Genomic DNA, 16,272 nt, shown 5'->3' with positions numbered 1-16,272 from the left:
AAAAAATACCGTCAGGGCTGTGTTGACCCTGACGGTATCGAGCATTTTCGTATGACACAAGAGCAGCCAAGACCGTCAAGGTGGTCGTTAGACGCGAAGCCTTCCCACCGATTGTCGTCGAATGTGTCTGGAAGAAAATTATTTTTTATCAGATACTTAGTGTCTGCTCTGGTGTAGTTTTGAGCACCTCTAGAGGGCTCAGAATCATTCCCACTCGATTGTGCCCGGCGGCTTCGAGGTATAATCGTAAACCACGCGGTTGATGCCTTTGACCTCGTTGATGATGCGGGTCGCGACGCGGCTCAGGAAGGCGGCGTCGAAGGGGTAGATGTCGGCGGTCATGCCGTCTGTCGAGGTGACAGCGCGCACGGCGCACACGCTGTCATAGGTGCGGTGGTCGCCCATCACGCCAACGGTGCGGACAGGCAGCAGCACGGCGAAGGCCTGCCAGATCGCATCGTAAAGGCCCGCGTTGCGGATTTCCTCCAGATAGATGAAGTCCGCCTTGCGCAGAATGTCGCAGCGTTCCTTGGTCACTTCGCCGGGGATGCGGATGGCAAGGCCGGGGCCGGGGAAAGGATGGCGACCGACGAAGATGTCGGGAAGGCCCAGTTCCTTGCCGAGTACGCGGACTTCGTCCTTGAACAGCTCGCGCAGCGGCTCGACCAGCTTCATGTTCATGCGTTCGGGCAGGCCGCCGACATTATGGTGGGACTTGATCGTGACCGAGGGACCGCCGGTGAAGGAGACCGATTCGATCACGTCGGGATAAAGGGTGCCCTGCGCCAGATAGTCGGCGCCGCCGATCTTCGCGGCTTCCTCCTCGAACACGGCGATGAATTCGCCGCCGATGAACTTGCGCTTCTTTTCCGGGTCGGTGAGGCCGGCGAGGCCGCCGAGGAAACGTTCCTCCGCGTTCACATGGACCAGCTTGATGCCATAATGTTCGCGGAACAGGCTGACCACCTGCTCGGCTTCGCCCAGGCGCATCAGGCCATGGTCGACGAACACGCAAGTCAGCTGGTCGCCGATCGCTTCGTGGATCAGGACGGCGGCCACGGCGCTGTCGACGCCGCCGGACAGGCCGCAGATGACCCGGCCTTCGCCGACCTGTTCGCGGATTTCCGCGATCTTGGTCGCGCGGAACTCGGCCATGGTCCAGTCACCGGCGAGGCCGCAGACATGGCGGACGAAATTGGCAAGCAGTTTGGCGCCGTCCGGGGTGTGGACGACTTCGGGATGGAATTGCGTGGCGTAGAAGCGCTTGTCCTCGTTCGCGGTGACGGCATAGGGCGCACCCTCGCTGGTCGCGACGACCTCGAAGCCCGGCGCGAGCTGCGTCACCTTGTCGCCATGGCTCATCCAGACCTGATGCTTTTCACCTTGCGTCCACAGGCCGTCGAACAAGGCGCAGCCCTGCTTCACTTCGATGAAGGCGCGGCCGAATTCGCCGCTTTCGCCGCCTTCGACATTGCCGCCCAGCTGCTGCATCATCGTCTGCTGGCCATAGCAGATGCCCAGGATCGGGATGCCAGCGTCGAAAAAGGCCTGCGGCGCGCGCGGGCTGTTTTCCCACATCACCGACGAAGGGCCGCCCGAAAGGATGATGCCCCTGGGCTTCAGCCGTTCGAAGGCTTCGGCGGCAGTGTTGAAGGGAGCGATCTCGGAATAGACGCCGGCTTCGCGGACGCGGCGGGCGATGAGCTGCGTCACCTGGCTGCCGAAATCCACGATTAGGATGTTATCCTGAAGGGGCAGCGTCATCGAATCGCCTTTATGTCGAGCGGTGGAAGGGATTCGCGCCCGGTTAGTCGCAGCGTCCCCATATGTCCAGCTAAGCCGTGAATGGCTATGACTGGAATTGGCGCCCCGCGCGCCAGCCCATCAGCGCGCCGCCGGCAAGGATGAGAGCGGCGATGACGAAGGCGCTGCCGATGAAGGGCAGGGTCGGCCTGACCCCGACCGAGAGCGAATAGACTGCGCCGAAAAAAAGCGGCGAGACGATGCCCGCGATCGCGCCGACGCTGTTGTTCGCGCCCTGGAGTTGGCCCTGCTCGGATTCCGACACATGCCGGGTCATCAGCGACTGGATGGTCGGCATGGCCAGCCCCCAGAGCGCGTTGGGGAACATGGCGGCGACGAACAGCCAGCCAGTGGGCGCAAGACCCATCGCCGCGACGCCCAGCGCACCGAAGGCGAGACCGACGACCATGGTGGTGCGGTCGCCCAGCCGCTTCACCACTGGCCCCACCAGCAGTCCCTGCACCCCCATGTCCATCAGGCCGACGAGCGCCAGCAGCGTGCCGACCTGCCATGCCCCCCAGCCATAGCGGTCGCCGGCATAGAGCACGAACACGGCGGAGAAGAGGTGATGGGCGAAATAGAGGAGGAAATTCACCACCGCGAGGCTGGACAGTTCAGGATGCGACCGCAGCAGCCGGAGCGCGCCGAACGGATTGGCGCGCCGCCAGCTGAACGCCATGCGCTTTTCCGGCGCGAGGGATTCGGGCAGCACGAAGAAACCATAAAGGAAGGCCAGGCCAGAGAGTGCGGCGGCCGCCCAGAAGGGCGCGCGGTGCGAAATCTCCCCCAGCAGGCCACCGATCAACGGCCCGGCGACGAAGCCGGCGCTGAAGGCCGCGCCGATCAGACCATAGCCTTTTGCCCGCCCCTCCGGCGGGGTGATGTCGGCCATATAGGCGAAGGTCGAGGTAAAGCTGGACGAGGTGATGCCGGCCAGGATGCGGCCGAGCGCCAGCCACCAGAGATTGGGGGCCAGCGCCATCAGCACATAATCGAGCGCCAGCCCAGCGACCGAGATCAGGATCACCGGCTGCCGCCCGAACCGGTCGGAGAGGGAACCGATGATCGGCGAACAGAGGAACTGCATCCCCGCCCAAAGCGCGACAAACAGCCCGTTCCACATGCCCGCCGCCGCATCGGAGCCGGACAGGGTTTCTATCAACTGGGGCAGCACCGGGATGACGATTCCCATCGACATGACGTCGAGCAGCGCCGTGATCAGGATGAAGAGGATCGCGGCGGTACGACGGGGGGAAGCGGCGGCGGTCATGGCGGCGGGGCTATCGCGACAGGAAGGGGTTGCCAAGGGTCACGCCACCGAAGTTCACACTGTCGTTGGCCATTTTCGGCCGATTGCGGCGGAAAATAGATCAGGAAAAATCCTGCATTGGAAGTACGTTGGATTTGCAGGCGGAATCGGCCTTCGCGATAGTGTCAGGAGGCTGGTCCGGGAACGACCAGAAGTTGGTGCATGAGCGGACGAATGGCACGATGCCCCCCCCGACTCCATGTATATATGCGATGACGGGGTTGTCCGATTTACGCCCCCTTAGTCACCGTTGGCATCGACCATGAAAACCGTGGGTTTGCCTCGCGATGCAGGTTCCCATCCTGCCGATAATGCAGCCCGCACGCCTCGCGAAGCAATCGCATCGTTGATGTGCAAACGTCCTTTCGGCAATCCTCTCATCAGGCGCTTGGGTGCCGGAAATTCCAGCACGGCTTGGCGCGGCATGTCTCTCTGGCGCAGAGAGACGGTCATGCCCTTCCAGCCATCGGAAGAGGATAATTGAGGCTCGCTCAGGAGTTCCCAATCATATTTGAAACCGTCGATCTCGACAGTGCCGCTGCGGCCGGGTGCTTGAAACATGTCATCCCCTTAGCATGTCAGCAGCGATACTCCATCCATGGTATCGCAGGCTTTTCTCGACGTCCTCAGTCGCCATACCGTGCGAACAGACATATGATTGAGTCCGTCACCAACGCCGCACAGGCTAAGCGCGGCAATCCCCCTTCTGGGAAAAGGGGGGGAGGGTTTATCTTAATCGCCCAACCAATCGGATATGATCTCGCCCTTATGCCCTTCGGGCGCTAACGCCGCGCGCAATGCTTCCAACATTGGCGGCAGGGTCTGCGTGAAAGCATAGGGCGGATTGATAATGAAGAGACCCGCGCCGTTATAGATGTCGGGTTGCTCGCTATCATATAGCCAATGCTCGACCCGCAGAAATTTCGGGATGCCAAGCTTGCGTAACTTCTGCGTCCACTGCCAATGGGTGCCGCGGTCTTTCAGCGGAAACCAGATCACCGTCACGCCATGCGCCCATTTGCGGTGAGCGGCGGCGAGGGTGGCGGTGATGCGCGCGCGTTCGTCCGTCTGCTCGTAGGGCGGGTCCACCACCACCACGCCGCGCGCGGTGCGGGGCGGCACCATAGCCAGCCAAAGTTCGTAAGCGTCGCGTTCATGCACGGCCGCGCTTGTGCCCCGCATCACGCCGCGCAGTGTGTAAGCGTCTTCCGGGTGCTTTTCGTTGAGGATCAGGACGTCCTGCGGACGCAAAAGCTGCGCCAGAATCTGCGGCGAGCCGGGGTAAAGGCGCGGTTCGCCACCCACATTCACCGCCTGCACGGTGGCGCGGTAGTCGTCCAGCAACGGGTTCGGGTCCGCAAAGGCCCGTAGCACGCCTTGCGTGGCTTCGCCGGTACGTTGGGCTTCGTCGCCGCCAAGGTCGTACAGCCCGCAGCCGGCATGGGTGTCGATCAGAGTCAGCGGGCCCGGCTTGTGTTGCAAGGCCTGCACCAAGGCGATCAAAAGGCTGTGCTTTACGACATCGGCGCTATTGCCAGCATGGAAGGAATGGCGATAATTCATTGTGATTCAAAATCCTGACGATCTGCCTTTACGAGGTGCTGGACGTTCTGCAAAGCGAAGCTATGGCCGCGCCGCTATTGACCGATTGCGCAACGGCAGCTTGCTGGCCAGTAGAAACAGATAGCTGTCCATCTGGTTGTGGCATGGGTATTGATTGCAAGTGGCGGTTGGCTGTCGGTCGGTCGTCGCGCGTATATTGCCAAGTGATTTTTCACCACTCAGTGCCAGGTATTGCCGCTTGTCTCACTGAAGGCAGCTAGTCGCCTCGCCACCCTTTTCGCCATTCTCGCGCCCCGAAAGGCGGCCGCAGGCCAACGCGGGAACCCATCTGCTAACCTCACCCCAAGCACAAGGCTGGGGAAATGGACTCCCGCCTCCGCAGGGATGACGGCAAGAAGAACGTTATTTCGCTTCCGCCCCTCTTTCCGCCATGTATTGACGAGCCATTTCCCACTCCTTGCCACTTCGCCGCCTCGCTGGCATGGCGATGCCATGACTCGCATCGGCCTGCTTGGCGGCTCCTTCAATCCCGCACATGGAGGGCATCGCGCCATTTCCCTGTTTGCCAGGCAAGCGCTGGGTCTGGATGAGATCTGGTGGCTGGTCTCGCCCGGTAATCCATTGAAGCCCGCCAAGGGGATGGCACCGCTCCCCACCCGCCTCGCCCATGCCCGGAAAGTCGCCCGTCGCGCCCCGATTCGCGCCACCGCGATCGAGCGGCAATTGCGCACCCGCTATACCGTGGACACGCTCCGCGCGCTCGTCCGGCGTTATCCGCGAAACGACTTCGTCTGGCTGATGGGCGCCGACAATCTGGCGCAATTCGCCCAATGGAGGGACTGGCGCGGCATTGCGCGACAGATGCCCATTGCCGTAATCGCCCGTCCCGGCTATGATGACGCTGCCCGTGGCTCTACGGCCATGGCCTGGCTGCGGCGCTTCGTCCGGTCCGCGCGCCAGAGTGCAGACTGGACGAATTGGAGACCACCGGCGCTCGTGCTATTGCGCTTTCGCCCTGATCCAAGATCGGCGACCCTGCTGCGGCAGGCGGACCCCCTCTGGCATCGCGAATATGAAGCAACGTGTGTGCGCGATCCGCTCACGCGCCGGTTGATCGTCTAGATTGGAGTTTAATTGACTAACCTCGCCCCTGCCAACGATATGGCCCCCGATGCCGATACCGTGGCCGCCCTGCACGCCCTTGTCATGCAGTCGCTCGACGACGACCAGGCGCAGGAAACCATCTCCATCCCCCTGGAAGGCAAGAGCAGCATCGCCGATCACATGGTGATCGCGAGCGGCCGTTCGTCGCGCCAGGTTGCGGCGATGGCCCAGCACCTTGCCGAGAGGATCAAGAAGGAAACGGGCCGCTCCGCGCGGGTCGAGGGCCTTCCGGTCGCCGACTGGGTGCTGATCGATGCCGGCGACGTGATCGTCCACCTGTTCAAGCCGGAAGTGCGCAGCTTCTATAATCTGGAACGGATGTGGGGCTTCGTCGACGCGCCGGTCGCGGGCAACGCCTGAACCGGGCCTGTTAGGACGCGGAGGGGACGTGCCCCTTCGACAGACGCGCGATGAGAGGTTAGAGGGGAGCCATGCTCCTCCACATCATCGCGCGCGGAAAGATCGGGCGTTCCCCAGAAGGCGATCTGGTCGACCGCTATGTCAAGCGGCTGACCATGCCGCACAAGATCACCGAGATGCCCGATCGCGGCGGCAAAGTGCCGCCGATCGGCCCCGGCACCGTCACGGTCATGCTGGATGAAAAGGGCAGGCAGCTCGGATCGATGGACTTTGCCCGCCGGATCGAGGGCTGGCGCGATGCGGGCACGCGCGAATGCCGTTTCCTGATCGGCGCGGCGGACGGCTTCGACGATGCCGAGCGGGCCAATGCCGACCTGCTGATCGCCTTCGGCGCGATGACCTGGCCCCACATGATGGCTCGCGCGATGCTGGCCGAGCAGTTGTGGCGCGCCTGCTCGATCCTTTCGAACCACCCCTATCATCGCGAAGGCTGACCCCTGATCCGTTCGCTTCGAGCCTGTCGAGAAGCTTTCGCACCACCCTTCGACCATGCTCGACACACACTGCGGTTATGCCTAGTCAGGGGCAAATGAAGCGGGGCATCGGTTGAAGCGCACCATCCTCATTGCAGGCGGACTGGCGGGGCTGATGGCCCTTGCGGCCACGCGCCTGCCGGCTGCGGACGGCGACGCGATCATCCTGTCGGGTACGGCGGGCACGACGCTGGCGCAGGAGCAGCAGGCGCTGAAGAATGCCCGCCGCCAGTCGGACGAGGCGCGCGACCGTTCCGCCCGGCTGGAGCAGCAGGCGAGCGCCGCCCGCGACGCGGCCGAACAGGCCCGCCGCCGCGCCGCCGCCGTCGCCGCGCGCATTCAGCAGGCGGAAGCGGATATCCAGGCGGCGCAGGCCCGTATCGCCATCATCAACCGGATGCAGCGCGCACAGGCCGAGCGCCTTGCCGCCAAACAGGAGCCGGTCGTGCGCCTGACCGCCGCGCTCCAGATGATGGCGCGGCGGCCGTTGACGCTCGCGCTGGTGCAGCCCGGATCGGTGAGCGACGCCGTCCATATGCGCGCCGTGCTGGGGCAGATATTGCCGGTGATCCAGCAACGTACCGCCGGTCTGCGCGCCGAACTGGAGCAGAGCCGCAAGCTGCGCGCGACCGCCCAGCAGGCGGCCGACGCCCTGACCCAGGCGCAGGGCGACCGCAGGCAGCAGCAGGCCGCGCTCGCCACATTGGAGGCGCAGAAGCGCGTCGCCGCGCGCGACTATCGCGCCAATGCGGGACTGGAAGGCGAGCGCGCGCTAGCGCTCGGCGAGCGGGCGCGCGACATAGTCGACCTGATGGACCGGCTGGAGGAAGCGGGCGACCTGCGCGAGCGGCTGGCCGCCCTGTCCGGCCCCCTACTCCGCCCTGCCCGCCCCGACCGGACGGGCGCACCCGCCCCCGAACGCGAAGCCGCCACCAATGGCCCGCCGCCCTATCGCCTGCCGGTGATCGGTCAGCTCGTCACCGGCATGGGCGAGGTCAATGACAGTGGTGTGCGGTCGCGCGGGCTGACCCTTGTGACGCAACCCGGCGCGCAGGCGATCGCGCCGACAGCCGGCCGCGTCGCTTTCGCCGGCCCCTATCGCGACTATGGCCAGATCCTGATCATTGACCATGGGCAGGGCTGGACTACGCTCATCACCGGCCTGCACCGCGTGACCGCGCAGGTCGGCGACAGCGTACGGCAGGGCGACCCGGTCGGCATCACCGGCGCGGAACGGCCCAACATCACCGTGGAACTGCGCCGCAACGGCCGGCCGGTGGATATCGTGCCACTCGTGGGGCTGGGCTGAGGAGCCCCCTGTTCCGTTCGCTTCGAGCGCATCGAGAAGTGGTCAACGTGGCGGGTGCGTTTCTCGACTTCGCGCGAAACGAACGGACATGGGCCAACAGCCTCCGGCCATTCACCCGACGCTCATCGTTGCTCAGCGACATTGGTCGAAGCGCGCTTTTGCGTTGGGCCGCGAATCGGCGTATATCGGGGCATTGATGCGGACTCCAAGGACAGCCATGAAATCCACCTTCCTCCAGGGCGCGGTTGCGCTCGGGGCGCTTGCGCTCATTCCTGCCACTACTGCCGCGCTCGCCGATGGGGAGGCATCGAGCTACAAGGCGCTCGATGAATTCATGGACGTGTTCCAGAAAGTCCGCAGCGACTATGTGGAAAAGGTCGACGACGAAAAGCTGATCAAGGGCGCGATCGACGGGATGCTGGCCAGTCTCGACCCGCATTCGAGCTTCCTCGACGCGCGCGATTTCCAGAATCTGCGCACCCAGACCGAGGGTAGCTATGGCGGCCTTGGCCTGTCGGTCACGCAGGAGGATGGTGCGGTCAAGGTGATCGCGCCGACGCAGGATACCCCAGCCTGGCGCGCGGGGATCAAGGCCGGCGACTACATCACCCATATCGACGGGCAACTGATCTATGGCGGCACGCTCGATGAGGCGGTGGACAAGATGCGCGGCGCACCGGGCACGTCGCTGAAGCTGACGCTGGTCCGCGCCGGTCGCGACAAGCCGATCGAACTCACCCTGACGCGTGAGATCATTCAGCTCAAGCCCGTCAAATGGGAAGTGAAGAACAATATCGGCGTCATCAACATCGTCAGCTTCTCGGCCAATACCGGGGCGGACGTGCGGTCGGCGATCCGCAGCATCGACAAGAGCCTGGGCCACAAGCCCACCGGCTATATCCTCGACCTGCGCTCCAACCCCGGTGGCCTGCTGGACGAGGCGGTGAGCGTCAGCGACAGCTTCCTGGAACGGGGCGAGATCGTGTCGCAGCGCGGCCGGGCCAAGGGCGATGTCGAGCGTTACTACGCCAAGCCGGGCGACGATGCGAAGGGTCTGCCGGTAATCGTGCTGGTCGATGCGGGGTCTGCGTCGGCATCGGAGATCGTCGCGGGCGCGTTGCAGGACCAGCATCGTGCGCTGGTGATGGGCGAGCGCAGCTTCGGCAAGGGCAGCGTCCAGACGATGCTGCCGCTCAGCAACACCACGGCGCTGAAGCTGACGACCGCGCGCTATTACACGCCGTCGGGCCGCAGCGTGCAGGAAGGCGGTATCCAGCCCGACATCCGCGTGCCACAACTGTCCGACCCGGATTACAAGAACCGGCCGAAGTTCCGCGAAAGCGACCTGCGCCGTCACCTGATCAACGAGATCAAGACCGACGACAAGGCGCTGGAAGAGGATGCCAAGGACGATCCGCGCTTCGCCATGTCGGCCGAGGAGTTGAAGAAGAAGGGCGTGGAGGATTTCCAGCTCGACTATGCGCTCAAGACGATTTCGCGTCTGGCCGGGACGCCCGGCGCGACGATCGCCCAGACGCAGGTGGCGGCGCGCAAGCCGGGGGCGAAATAATCTCCCGGCAGGGCGTTAAGTCCCTGCAAGTTCAGCATGACGAAAGCATGGCGAGGGTTTAAGCGGGCATGATGAACAGCCTGTCCCCGTCCCTCGCCAAGGCTCGCGTCCTCGCGCTGCTCGCACCGATCGCCATGCTCGCCGGCGCCTATGCCTTCCAATATTTCGGCGGGCTGCATCCGTGCGAAATGTGCTGGTGGCAGCGTTATGCCCATTTCGCGGCGATCCCGTTGGCGCTGATTGCCTTTGGCGTGCGCGGCCGGGCGTGCATCAGCGGCCTGTTCGCCGGGTTCGCTGGCATTGCCGTCGGGGTCAGCGGCCTTATCGGCCTGTTCCATGCCGGGGTCGAATATGGCTGGTGGGAAGGCCTGACCACCTGCTCCACCTCGCCCGCGGGCGGCAGCGCGACCGATCTGCTGAACCAGATCATGGCCAGCCCGATCACGCGTTGCGACGTAGCCCCCTGGCACATGTTCGGCATTTCCATGGCTGGCTATAACGGCCTCTTGTCCAGTGCCGCCGCGCTCGCCATCTTGGCCCTGCTGTTGAAAGCGAGGAAGGCATGAGCGCTCCTGAGGATTTCCCCCGGCCGGGCAAGCGACTGACCGACGCCGATCGCGCCTCCATGGTGCGGGTCGACCAGGCCGGTGAGTTCGGCGCGGTGCGCATCTATGCCGGGCAGCTGGCGGTGATGGGCGACCGCCATCCCTATGGCCGGCTGATCGCGGGCATGGCGGCGCAGGAGGAACGGCATCGCGACGCCTTCGACGCGATGATCGCGCGGCGCGGCGTGCGCCCGACCATCCTGGCGCCCTTCTGGAATGTCGCGGGCTTTGCCCTTGGCGCCGTGACCGCCGCCATGGGACCGAAGGCCGCCATGGCCTGCACCGCGGCAGTCGAGACCGAGATCGACAAACATTATGCCGACCAGCTGGAAGCGCTGGGCAATGAAGATCCGGAACTCTCCACCGCCATTGCGGATTTTCAGGCGGAGGAGGCCGAGCATCGCGACACCGCCTTCGCTCATGGCGCGGAACAGGCGCCCGCCTACCCGCTCCTGTCCGGCGCGATCCGGCTGGGATGCCGCGCCGCCATCGCGCTTTCCAAGCGCATCTGATAAGGACGGACCGATGAAGACAAGACTATGGATCGCCGCCCTCGCCCTGACGGGCGCCGCCGTCCCGGCGCTGGCGCAGCAGGACAGCACGCCCAACGCCGCGACCAGCAGCGGCACGGAGAAGGTCAATATCGTCATCGTCTATGGCGACGACAGCTGTCCGCAGAGCGGCGGCGATGACATCGTGGTTTGCGCACGCAAGGGCGAGGAGGAACGCTATCGCATTCCCGAGCCGTTGCGCGGCGATCCCAACAAGCCGAGCAATCAGGCCTGGGGCGAGCGGGTACGGTCGATGGAATATGTCGGTCGGTCGGGCACGGAAAGCTGCTCGCCATCGGGCGCGGGCGGCGCGACCGGCTGCTTCGCGCAGTTGGCCCGCCTCGCCAAGGCCGAGCGGCAGCAGGCGGACAATGCCAGCTGGAAGGATCTGGTCGCGGCGGAGCGTGAGAAGCGCCTGTCGACCATTGATGCCGACAGCAAGGCGATCGAGGCACGGGTGAAGGCGGAGGAAGAAGCGGAAGCCAAGGCCAAGCAGCAGCCGACGCCGCAGGACACGACAACACCGCCGCAAAATTGACGGATGGGGCGGCCGCGTGCCGTCCTTATCCACATAGCCGGGAGTTGGGGCGCTCGCGACTTTCACCACAGGGGAATGAAGGACCAGTTTCTATGCCACGTCTTGGCGCATTTCCCTTGTTCGCTCTTTCGCTGGTCGCCCTGCTTCCAGCCCCGGTGATGGCGCAGCCGGCGCCGCCGCCGGAGCGGACCATCAACCTGCTCGTCTATGGCGACGATCCCTGTCCCCAGGGCAAGGGCGACGAGATCGTCGTTTGCGCCCGGCGGCCGGAATCCGAACGCTATCGCATTCCCAAGAAGCTGCGCGAGAAGCCGGAACCCGCCGGCGGCCCCGGTTGGGGCAGCCAGGTCGCGACGATGGAGGCGACGCAGCGGCAGAACCTGCCCAACAGCTGCTCGGTCAACGGCGCGGGCGGCTTTACCGGCTGTACCGCGCAGATGCTGTCGCAATGGTTCGCCGAGCGGCGGATGCAGGAAAGCACGGGTACGCCTTAGAGCGCGCTGCGTTAAATCAGACGCAGGTCGCGCGCTCTAGCTTTTTGTTTTCGCATCGTTCTAAGCGCAAACCGGTTCCCACTTTTGCGCACCATGCTCTAAGAAAGCGGCCGCATCACCTCGAAGACATCGTCGATGCCCGGTTCTGTGGGGGCGACGTCCCGCTCGGCCGCCTGACGCGCCCACATGATGGCGTAGAGGCCATCGGCGCGAACCAGATCGGCATGACGGCCGCGCTCGACGATGCGGCCCTGATCCAGCACGATGATCTCGTCAGCGTCGACCACGGTCGAGAGGCGGTGCGCCACGACCAGCGTCGTGCGCTTGCGGCTGATGTCGCGCAGCACGGTCTGGATTTCGGTTTCGGTGCGGCTGTCGAGCGCGCTGGTCGCTTCGTCCAGCACCAGCACGGGCGGGTCTTTCAGCAGCGTGCGGGCGATGGCGACGCGCTGTTTCTCACCGCCTGACAGTTTCAGCCCGCGTTCGCCGACGCGCGTATCATAGCCTTTGGGAAGGCCCATGATGAAGTCGTGGATCGACGCTGCCTTCGCCGCCGCCTCGATCTCCACCTGGCTCGCGCCTTCGCGGCCATAGCCGATATTATAGCCGACCGTGTCGTTGAACAGCACCATGTCCTGCGGCACGATGCCGATCGCGGCGCGCAGCGAGTGCTGGGCGACGCCGGCTATATCCTGCCCGTCGATCGTCACCCGGCCGCCCTGAATGTCGTAGAAGCGGAAGAGGATGCGGGCGATGGTCGATTTGCCCGCGCCAGATGGGCCGACGATCGCCAGCGTCCTGCCCGCCGGTACGGTGAAGCTGACGCCATGGAGGATCTCCCGCTCCGGATCATAACCGAAGCGGACATGGTCGAAACTCACTTCGCCACCCGCGACATGGAGCGCGGGCGCGTTCGGCGCGTCGGCCACCTCGGTGCGGGTGTCGATCAGCTGGTACATCGCCTCCATGTCGATCAGCCCCTGCCGGATGGTGCGATAGACCATGCCGAGCAGGTCGAGCGGGCGGAACAGCTGGGACAGGAGGGTGTTCACCAGCACCACGTCGCCGGTGGTGAACTGGCCCCGGCTCCAGCCCCAGACGGTATAGCCCATGGCCCCCGCCATCATCAGGTTGGTGATCAGCGACTGGCCGATATTGAGCCAGGCGAGGCTGTTTTCCGACTTTACCGCCGCCTTGGCATAGCGGCGCATGGACGCGCTGTAGCGCTTCGCCTCACGCTCCTCCGCACCGAAATATTTGACCGTCTCGAAATTCAGGAGGCTGTCGACGGCATGGGCGACGGCGCTGGTGTCCATGTCCACCATGTCGCGGCGCAGCTGGTTGCGCCATTCGGTGACGGCGCGGGTGAACCAGATATAGGCGCCGACCATGACGAGCGTGGCAAGGACGAGGCCGGGTCCGAACTTCACGAAGAAGATGGCGCAGACCGCGAGCAGTTCGATGATGGTTGGCGCGATGTTGAACAGCAGGAAATAGAGCATCGTGTCGATGCTCTTGGTGCCGCGCTCCACGATCTTGGTGACGGCGCCGGTGCGGCGGTCGAGGTGGAAGCGCAGCGACAGCCGATGGAGATGGACGAAGACATCGTCCGACAGGCGGCGGCCCGCCTCCTGCCCCACGCTTTCGAAGACGGCGTTGCGCAGATTGTCGAACAACACGCTGCCGAAACGCGCGCCGGCATAGGCCACGACCAGCGCGATGGCGAGGCCGGCGGCGGGTTCGAGGCCCGGCGCCATGCGATCGACCGCCGCCTTGTAGGCGAAGGGCATGGCGAGGCTGACCGCCTTGGCCAGCAGCACCAGCAGCATGGCGATCGTCACCCGCCGGCGCAGCGCGGGCGCGTCGGCGGGCCAGAGATAGGGCAGGAAGCGCCGGAAGGTCGCCCAGATGGGCGGGATCGGCGTGGAATCGGGCGTGGATGGCGGCATTTGCGCCTATTTAGGCGTTTCGGCGCACTTATCCAATGGCAGCGGCGTAAAGGCGGGCGAGCTAAACCAGCGAGTCTCCTATCCCCACCTGCTTAACTTCGCATATTTCCCGCAGATCCCGACATTTTGTTACGCGTGCCTGATCCTATCGGAATGTCGAGCATTAATGCGGACCATAGCAGGCATGGAGGCTGTAGGACAGGATCAGCCCTCCACCTCCGGACATTTGCCGGGGCGTTCCTCCTCCTTGCCGTCGCGGAACCAGCGCGTCTTGTCGGGAGCCACGCTCTCGTCGAAATAGCAGACCTCCGTCGCGCCATCCCTGGGATCGACCAGCGTTACCCATTGATGCGGGCCGCAATTATGCGCCTCGCACGCCCAGGAAGCGACCCGGCTGCCGACCATGGCGATGGGGGTGGCGGGGCCGGCGTCTTCCAGCACCCATTTGCGCACCGCCTTGTCGGAAACGGTCGTTTCCACTGTCTTCACGACCAGCGGATCATCATGCCAGCTGTAGGCGCCGACCTTGTCGAAGGGATAATGGCCGACATAGCGGGAAAAGGCGTCGGGCGCGGGTGCCCAAGCGGTCGCATTGGCGGCATTGGCCGGCGCGGCTGCATTGGAAGCATTGGTCACAGCCTGATCGTCCGCCTTCTCCCCGCCGGTGCAGGCGACCAGCGCAAGCGGCGCGATCAGCATCGAAGTCAACAGCAACCGGCGGGCCATGCGCGATCCTTCATGGTTCAAGGGATGGATATGGTGGGGTTTTCGCACCTGCGAAGCAAGTGGGAGGGAGGGGCCGCGGCGGAAAAGCGCGCGCAGATCGTCTGATGGAAGGACCGTTCCATGCTCCGAAAGGCCCATCGCCGATGCGTTTCCCGATAGCTGCCGCCCTGCTCCTCTCCCTCCTTCCCCTGTCCCCCGCAATGGCGCAGGACGGCGGCGTCACGGCGGACGGGCCGCTCAAGGTCGAGAATTATTATCGCGTCAAATGGGGCGGCATGGGCGAGTTCCTGCGCGTCTACCACAAGCAGCATGAGGCGCTGCTGCGCGAGATGATGCGGCAGGGCTATATCAGCCAGGTGACGGTCGAAATGCCCTTCACCCATATGGGCGGCAGCACGCGATGGGACGTGCGTACCACCATCGTCTACAAGCATGGCGCGGACGGCGTGGGCGCAGGCGCAGCCTATAAGGCGGCGATGGCGGCGGCCAAGGCACGGATGTTCCCCGACAAGGCCGCGTTCGATGCGGAGGAAGGCAGGCGCGGCGCCGTGACCGAGGATCATTGGGACGTGGTGCTGGAACCCGCGCCCTGATCCGATGGGCTGACCGGACAAATCGCCCGGAAACGACGGCTTGTGTCGCTACCCCCTTTTCCTTTGCCGTATCGCGCGGCATGGTAGGTAAAAGGCGACGCAGCGCAGGAGGCAAGACGGGCGCATGTTCGGGACTTTGTGGAATCGGATTTTCGGAACCAGGGCCACCACCACAGAGCCGCAGAAGGACATACCCGCCTACGACCCGGTCGAGGCGCTGCGCGTCCAGGTGCGCCGCGACGTCGTCGGCGGCTTCTATGACGAGGACGCCATCCTGACCAACGCGCATGACGTGTTCGAGGAAGAATTGCCGATGCCCGTGTTGCGGCGCGAGGCGTCGGCCAGCCTGCGCGTCGCCATGGCCGAGCATCGCGCGGCCGAACAGGGCTGGACCCATGCCACCGATTGCGACCGGCTGGATGCCGCCTTCGTCGCGCTGGAGGCCGAAGGCGTGATCGCGCGGCAGAATTTCACCTGCTGCGGCACATGCGGCGCTTCGGAAATCTGGGACGAGATCGAGGCAGCGCAAAAGGCCGGCGAACCGGCCGATGGCTATGCCTTCTTCCACATGCAGGACACCGAGTCGGCGATCGAGGGTCATGGCCTCTGCCTGAACTACGGCGCCTGCGAAGAGGGCGATGAGGCCGCGATCGCGATCGGCCAGCGCATCGTCGATCAACTGGAGGCGCATGGGCTGGCCGTCGATTGGGACGGCAGCCTTGGCCAGCGGATCGGCATCGCGCTGGACTGGAAGAAGCGCCGCAGCGTCGTGGCGATGGAGGGATAAGGCGCGCTGCGTTTTTGGGCACGGCGCGACAAGCAGGCGAAGTTCACACCGTCTTCGGGCTTTTTTGGCCTCGACGCTCCCGCAAAGCGTCCCCGAAGCGTCACCCAGATGCTGCATGCCCTCACCGCACTATCATCGTCGGAGCGACTTGGGCGCCATGATCGAAGGCGAGCGGGCAGGCCATCAACTGGCCATGCAGCATCAGCGCTTCATCCCAATCGCGGTCGAATTGCGTGCCCGTGAGACGATGGCGCAGACGATGCGCGCTTGACGGCGACATGCCTACCTCGCGCGCGGCGTGGCGGACGCTGCCGGTCTGAAGCAGCATGGCGAGAAAGCGCGCCTGCAATGCCGGCGTCCAGCGGGCGCGGCGCGTGGGCGTGGCATGAGCGGACGGATGGGGGGAAGGCTGTTCCAT

Annotated in this window: 18 protein-coding genes; 11 read left to right on the top strand and 7 right to left on the bottom strand. The window is 64.7% G+C overall.

Annotated features, from left to right (window positions below; all coding sequences use genetic code 11):
• Positions 1-204 precede the first annotated feature (204 nt).
• The 4 genes from guaA to VMR39_RS24090 all read right to left on the bottom strand — a co-directional run bounded on the left by guaA (position 205) and on the right by VMR39_RS24090 (position 4,675).
• Positions 205-1,764 (bottom strand): glutamine-hydrolyzing GMP synthase, encoded by a 1,560-nt coding sequence (gene guaA, locus VMR39_RS24105; protein ID WP_325419967.1) that lies wholly within the window; start codon positions 1,762-1,764, stop codon positions 205-207.
• An 85-nt stretch (positions 1,765-1,849) separates the two neighbouring features.
• Complete coding sequence (locus VMR39_RS24100) at positions 1,850-3,109, bottom strand: TCR/Tet family MFS transporter (RefSeq protein WP_325419965.1); 1,260 nt, start codon at positions 3,107-3,109, stop codon at positions 1,850-1,852.
• A gap of 243 nt (positions 3,110-3,352) precedes the next feature.
• Positions 3,353-3,673 (bottom strand): hypothetical protein, encoded by a 321-nt coding sequence (locus VMR39_RS24095; RefSeq protein WP_084438946.1) that lies wholly within the window; start codon positions 3,671-3,673, stop codon positions 3,353-3,355.
• A gap of 171 nt (positions 3,674-3,844) precedes the next feature.
• The gene (locus VMR39_RS24090) at positions 3,845-4,675 is read right to left on the bottom strand and encodes a 23S rRNA (adenine(2030)-N(6))-methyltransferase RlmJ (RefSeq protein ID WP_325419962.1); all 831 of its coding nucleotides are present in this window, start codon (positions 4,673-4,675) and stop codon (positions 3,845-3,847) included.
• 435 nt (positions 4,676-5,110) lie between these two features.
• On the opposite strand from VMR39_RS24090, the gene VMR39_RS24085 reads away from it, so the two are divergent.
• The 9 genes from VMR39_RS24085 to VMR39_RS24045 all read left to right on the top strand — a co-directional run bounded on the left by VMR39_RS24085 (position 5,111) and on the right by VMR39_RS24045 (position 11,799).
• A complete protein-coding gene (locus VMR39_RS24085; protein WP_414712587.1) occupies positions 5,111-5,797 on the top strand; it encodes a nicotinate-nucleotide adenylyltransferase in 687 nt (228 codons plus the stop codon).
• A 39-nt stretch (positions 5,798-5,836) separates the two neighbouring features.
• Positions 5,837-6,199 (top strand): ribosome silencing factor, encoded by a 363-nt coding sequence (rsfS, locus tag VMR39_RS24080; protein WP_325420037.1) that lies wholly within the window; start codon positions 5,837-5,839, stop codon positions 6,197-6,199.
• Positions 6,200-6,270: 71 nt separating this feature from the next.
• Complete coding sequence (locus VMR39_RS24075) at positions 6,271-6,693, top strand: 23S rRNA (pseudouridine(1915)-N(3))-methyltransferase RlmH (protein ID WP_325419958.1); 423 nt, start codon at positions 6,271-6,273, stop codon at positions 6,691-6,693.
• A 112-nt stretch (positions 6,694-6,805) separates the two neighbouring features.
• Positions 6,806-8,041, top strand: coding sequence for a murein hydrolase activator EnvC family protein (locus tag VMR39_RS24070; RefSeq protein WP_325419956.1), 1,236 nt, complete (start codon positions 6,806-6,808; stop codon positions 8,039-8,041).
• 217 nt (positions 8,042-8,258) lie between these two features.
• Complete coding sequence (locus VMR39_RS24065) at positions 8,259-9,611, top strand: S41 family peptidase (RefSeq protein ID WP_325419954.1); 1,353 nt, start codon at positions 8,259-8,261, stop codon at positions 9,609-9,611.
• A gap of 71 nt (positions 9,612-9,682) precedes the next feature.
• Entirely contained in the window at positions 9,683-10,177 is a 495-nt protein-coding gene (locus VMR39_RS24060; protein ID WP_325419952.1) for a disulfide bond formation protein B, read from the top strand.
• Positions 10,174-10,728: a demethoxyubiquinone hydroxylase family protein gene (locus tag VMR39_RS24055; RefSeq protein WP_325419950.1), complete on the top strand. Its 555-nt coding sequence runs from the start codon at positions 10,174-10,176 to the stop codon at positions 10,726-10,728. The genes VMR39_RS24060 and VMR39_RS24055 overlap by 4 nt, the downstream gene beginning before the upstream one ends.
• 13 nt (positions 10,729-10,741) lie before the next feature.
• Positions 10,742-11,305 carry a hypothetical protein gene (locus VMR39_RS24050; RefSeq protein WP_325419948.1) on the top strand — a complete coding sequence of 188 codons (564 nt, stop codon included), beginning with the start codon at positions 10,742-10,744 and terminating at the stop codon, positions 11,303-11,305.
• Between the two features lie 92 nt (positions 11,306-11,397).
• Complete coding sequence (locus tag VMR39_RS24045; protein ID WP_325419946.1) at positions 11,398-11,799, top strand: hypothetical protein; 402 nt, start codon at positions 11,398-11,400, stop codon at positions 11,797-11,799.
• 98 nt (positions 11,800-11,897) lie between these two features.
• On the opposite strand, the gene VMR39_RS24040 is transcribed toward VMR39_RS24045, so the two are convergent.
• A complete protein-coding gene (locus VMR39_RS24040; protein WP_325419944.1) occupies positions 11,898-13,748 on the bottom strand; it encodes an ABC transporter ATP-binding protein/permease in 1,851 nt (616 codons plus the stop codon).
• 204 nt (positions 13,749-13,952) lie between these two features.
• The gene (locus VMR39_RS24035; protein WP_325419942.1) at positions 13,953-14,474 is read right to left on the bottom strand and encodes a hypothetical protein; all 522 of its coding nucleotides are present in this window, start codon (positions 14,472-14,474) and stop codon (positions 13,953-13,955) included.
• Between the two features lie 143 nt (positions 14,475-14,617).
• On the opposite strand from VMR39_RS24035, the gene VMR39_RS24030 reads away from it, so the two are divergent.
• Both VMR39_RS24030 and VMR39_RS24025 read left to right on the top strand, forming a co-directional pair.
• Complete coding sequence (locus VMR39_RS24030; RefSeq protein WP_325419940.1) at positions 14,618-15,067, top strand: hypothetical protein; 450 nt, start codon at positions 14,618-14,620, stop codon at positions 15,065-15,067.
• A gap of 124 nt (positions 15,068-15,191) precedes the next feature.
• On the top strand, positions 15,192-15,854 hold the full coding sequence (locus VMR39_RS24025) for a DUF6891 domain-containing protein (protein WP_325419938.1): 663 nt from the start codon (positions 15,192-15,194) through the stop codon (positions 15,852-15,854).
• Positions 15,855-15,975: 121 nt separating this feature from the next.
• Here VMR39_RS24025 and VMR39_RS24020 read toward each other — a convergent pair whose 3' ends face one another.
• Positions 15,976-16,272, bottom strand: a complete 297-nt coding sequence (locus VMR39_RS24020) for a LysR family transcriptional regulator (protein WP_325419937.1) — start codon at positions 16,270-16,272, stop codon at positions 15,976-15,978.

The sequence above is a fragment of the Sphingobium sp. genome (genome assembly GCF_035511395.1).
GTDB lineage: Bacteria > Pseudomonadota > Alphaproteobacteria > Sphingomonadales > Sphingomonadaceae > Sphingobium.
This window is presented reverse-complemented; position numbering and strand designations above follow the sequence as displayed.

What these genes read in the sequence shown, in the direction of transcription:
- guaA (WP_325419967.1), bottom strand. Translation starts at nt 1,764, where the DNA reads ATGACGCTGCCCCTTCAGGATAACATCCTAATCGTGGATTTCGGCAGC.
- VMR39_RS24090 (WP_325419962.1), bottom strand. Translation starts at nt 4,675, where the DNA reads ATGAATTATCGCCATTCCTTCCATGCTGGCAATAGCGCCGATGTCGTA.
- VMR39_RS24075 (WP_325419958.1), top strand. Translation starts at nt 6,271, where the DNA reads ATGCTCCTCCACATCATCGCGCGCGGAAAGATCGGGCGTTCCCCAGAA.
- rsfS (WP_325420037.1), top strand. Translation starts at nt 5,837, where the DNA reads ATGGCCCCCGATGCCGATACCGTGGCCGCCCTGCACGCCCTTGTCATG.
- VMR39_RS24040 (WP_325419944.1), bottom strand. Translation starts at nt 13,748, where the DNA reads ATGCCGCCATCCACGCCCGATTCCACGCCGATCCCGCCCATCTGGGCG.
- VMR39_RS24095 (WP_084438946.1), bottom strand. Translation starts at nt 3,673, where the DNA reads ATGTTTCAAGCACCCGGCCGCAGCGGCACTGTCGAGATCGACGGTTTC.
- VMR39_RS24045 (WP_325419946.1), top strand. Translation starts at nt 11,398, where the DNA reads ATGCCACGTCTTGGCGCATTTCCCTTGTTCGCTCTTTCGCTGGTCGCC.
- VMR39_RS24030 (WP_325419940.1), top strand. Translation starts at nt 14,618, where the DNA reads ATGCGTTTCCCGATAGCTGCCGCCCTGCTCCTCTCCCTCCTTCCCCTG.
- VMR39_RS24060 (WP_325419952.1), top strand. Translation starts at nt 9,683, where the DNA reads ATGAACAGCCTGTCCCCGTCCCTCGCCAAGGCTCGCGTCCTCGCGCTG.
- VMR39_RS24065 (WP_325419954.1), top strand. Translation starts at nt 8,259, where the DNA reads ATGAAATCCACCTTCCTCCAGGGCGCGGTTGCGCTCGGGGCGCTTGCG.
- VMR39_RS24035 (WP_325419942.1), bottom strand. Translation starts at nt 14,474, where the DNA reads ATGGCCCGCCGGTTGCTGTTGACTTCGATGCTGATCGCGCCGCTTGCG.
- VMR39_RS24020 (WP_325419937.1), bottom strand. Translation starts at nt 16,272, where the DNA reads ATGGAACAGCCTTCCCCCCATCCGTCCGCTCATGCCACGCCCACGCGC.
- VMR39_RS24055 (WP_325419950.1), top strand. Translation starts at nt 10,174, where the DNA reads ATGAGCGCTCCTGAGGATTTCCCCCGGCCGGGCAAGCGACTGACCGAC.
- VMR39_RS24050 (WP_325419948.1), top strand. Translation starts at nt 10,742, where the DNA reads ATGAAGACAAGACTATGGATCGCCGCCCTCGCCCTGACGGGCGCCGCC.
- VMR39_RS24025 (WP_325419938.1), top strand. Translation starts at nt 15,192, where the DNA reads ATGTTCGGGACTTTGTGGAATCGGATTTTCGGAACCAGGGCCACCACC.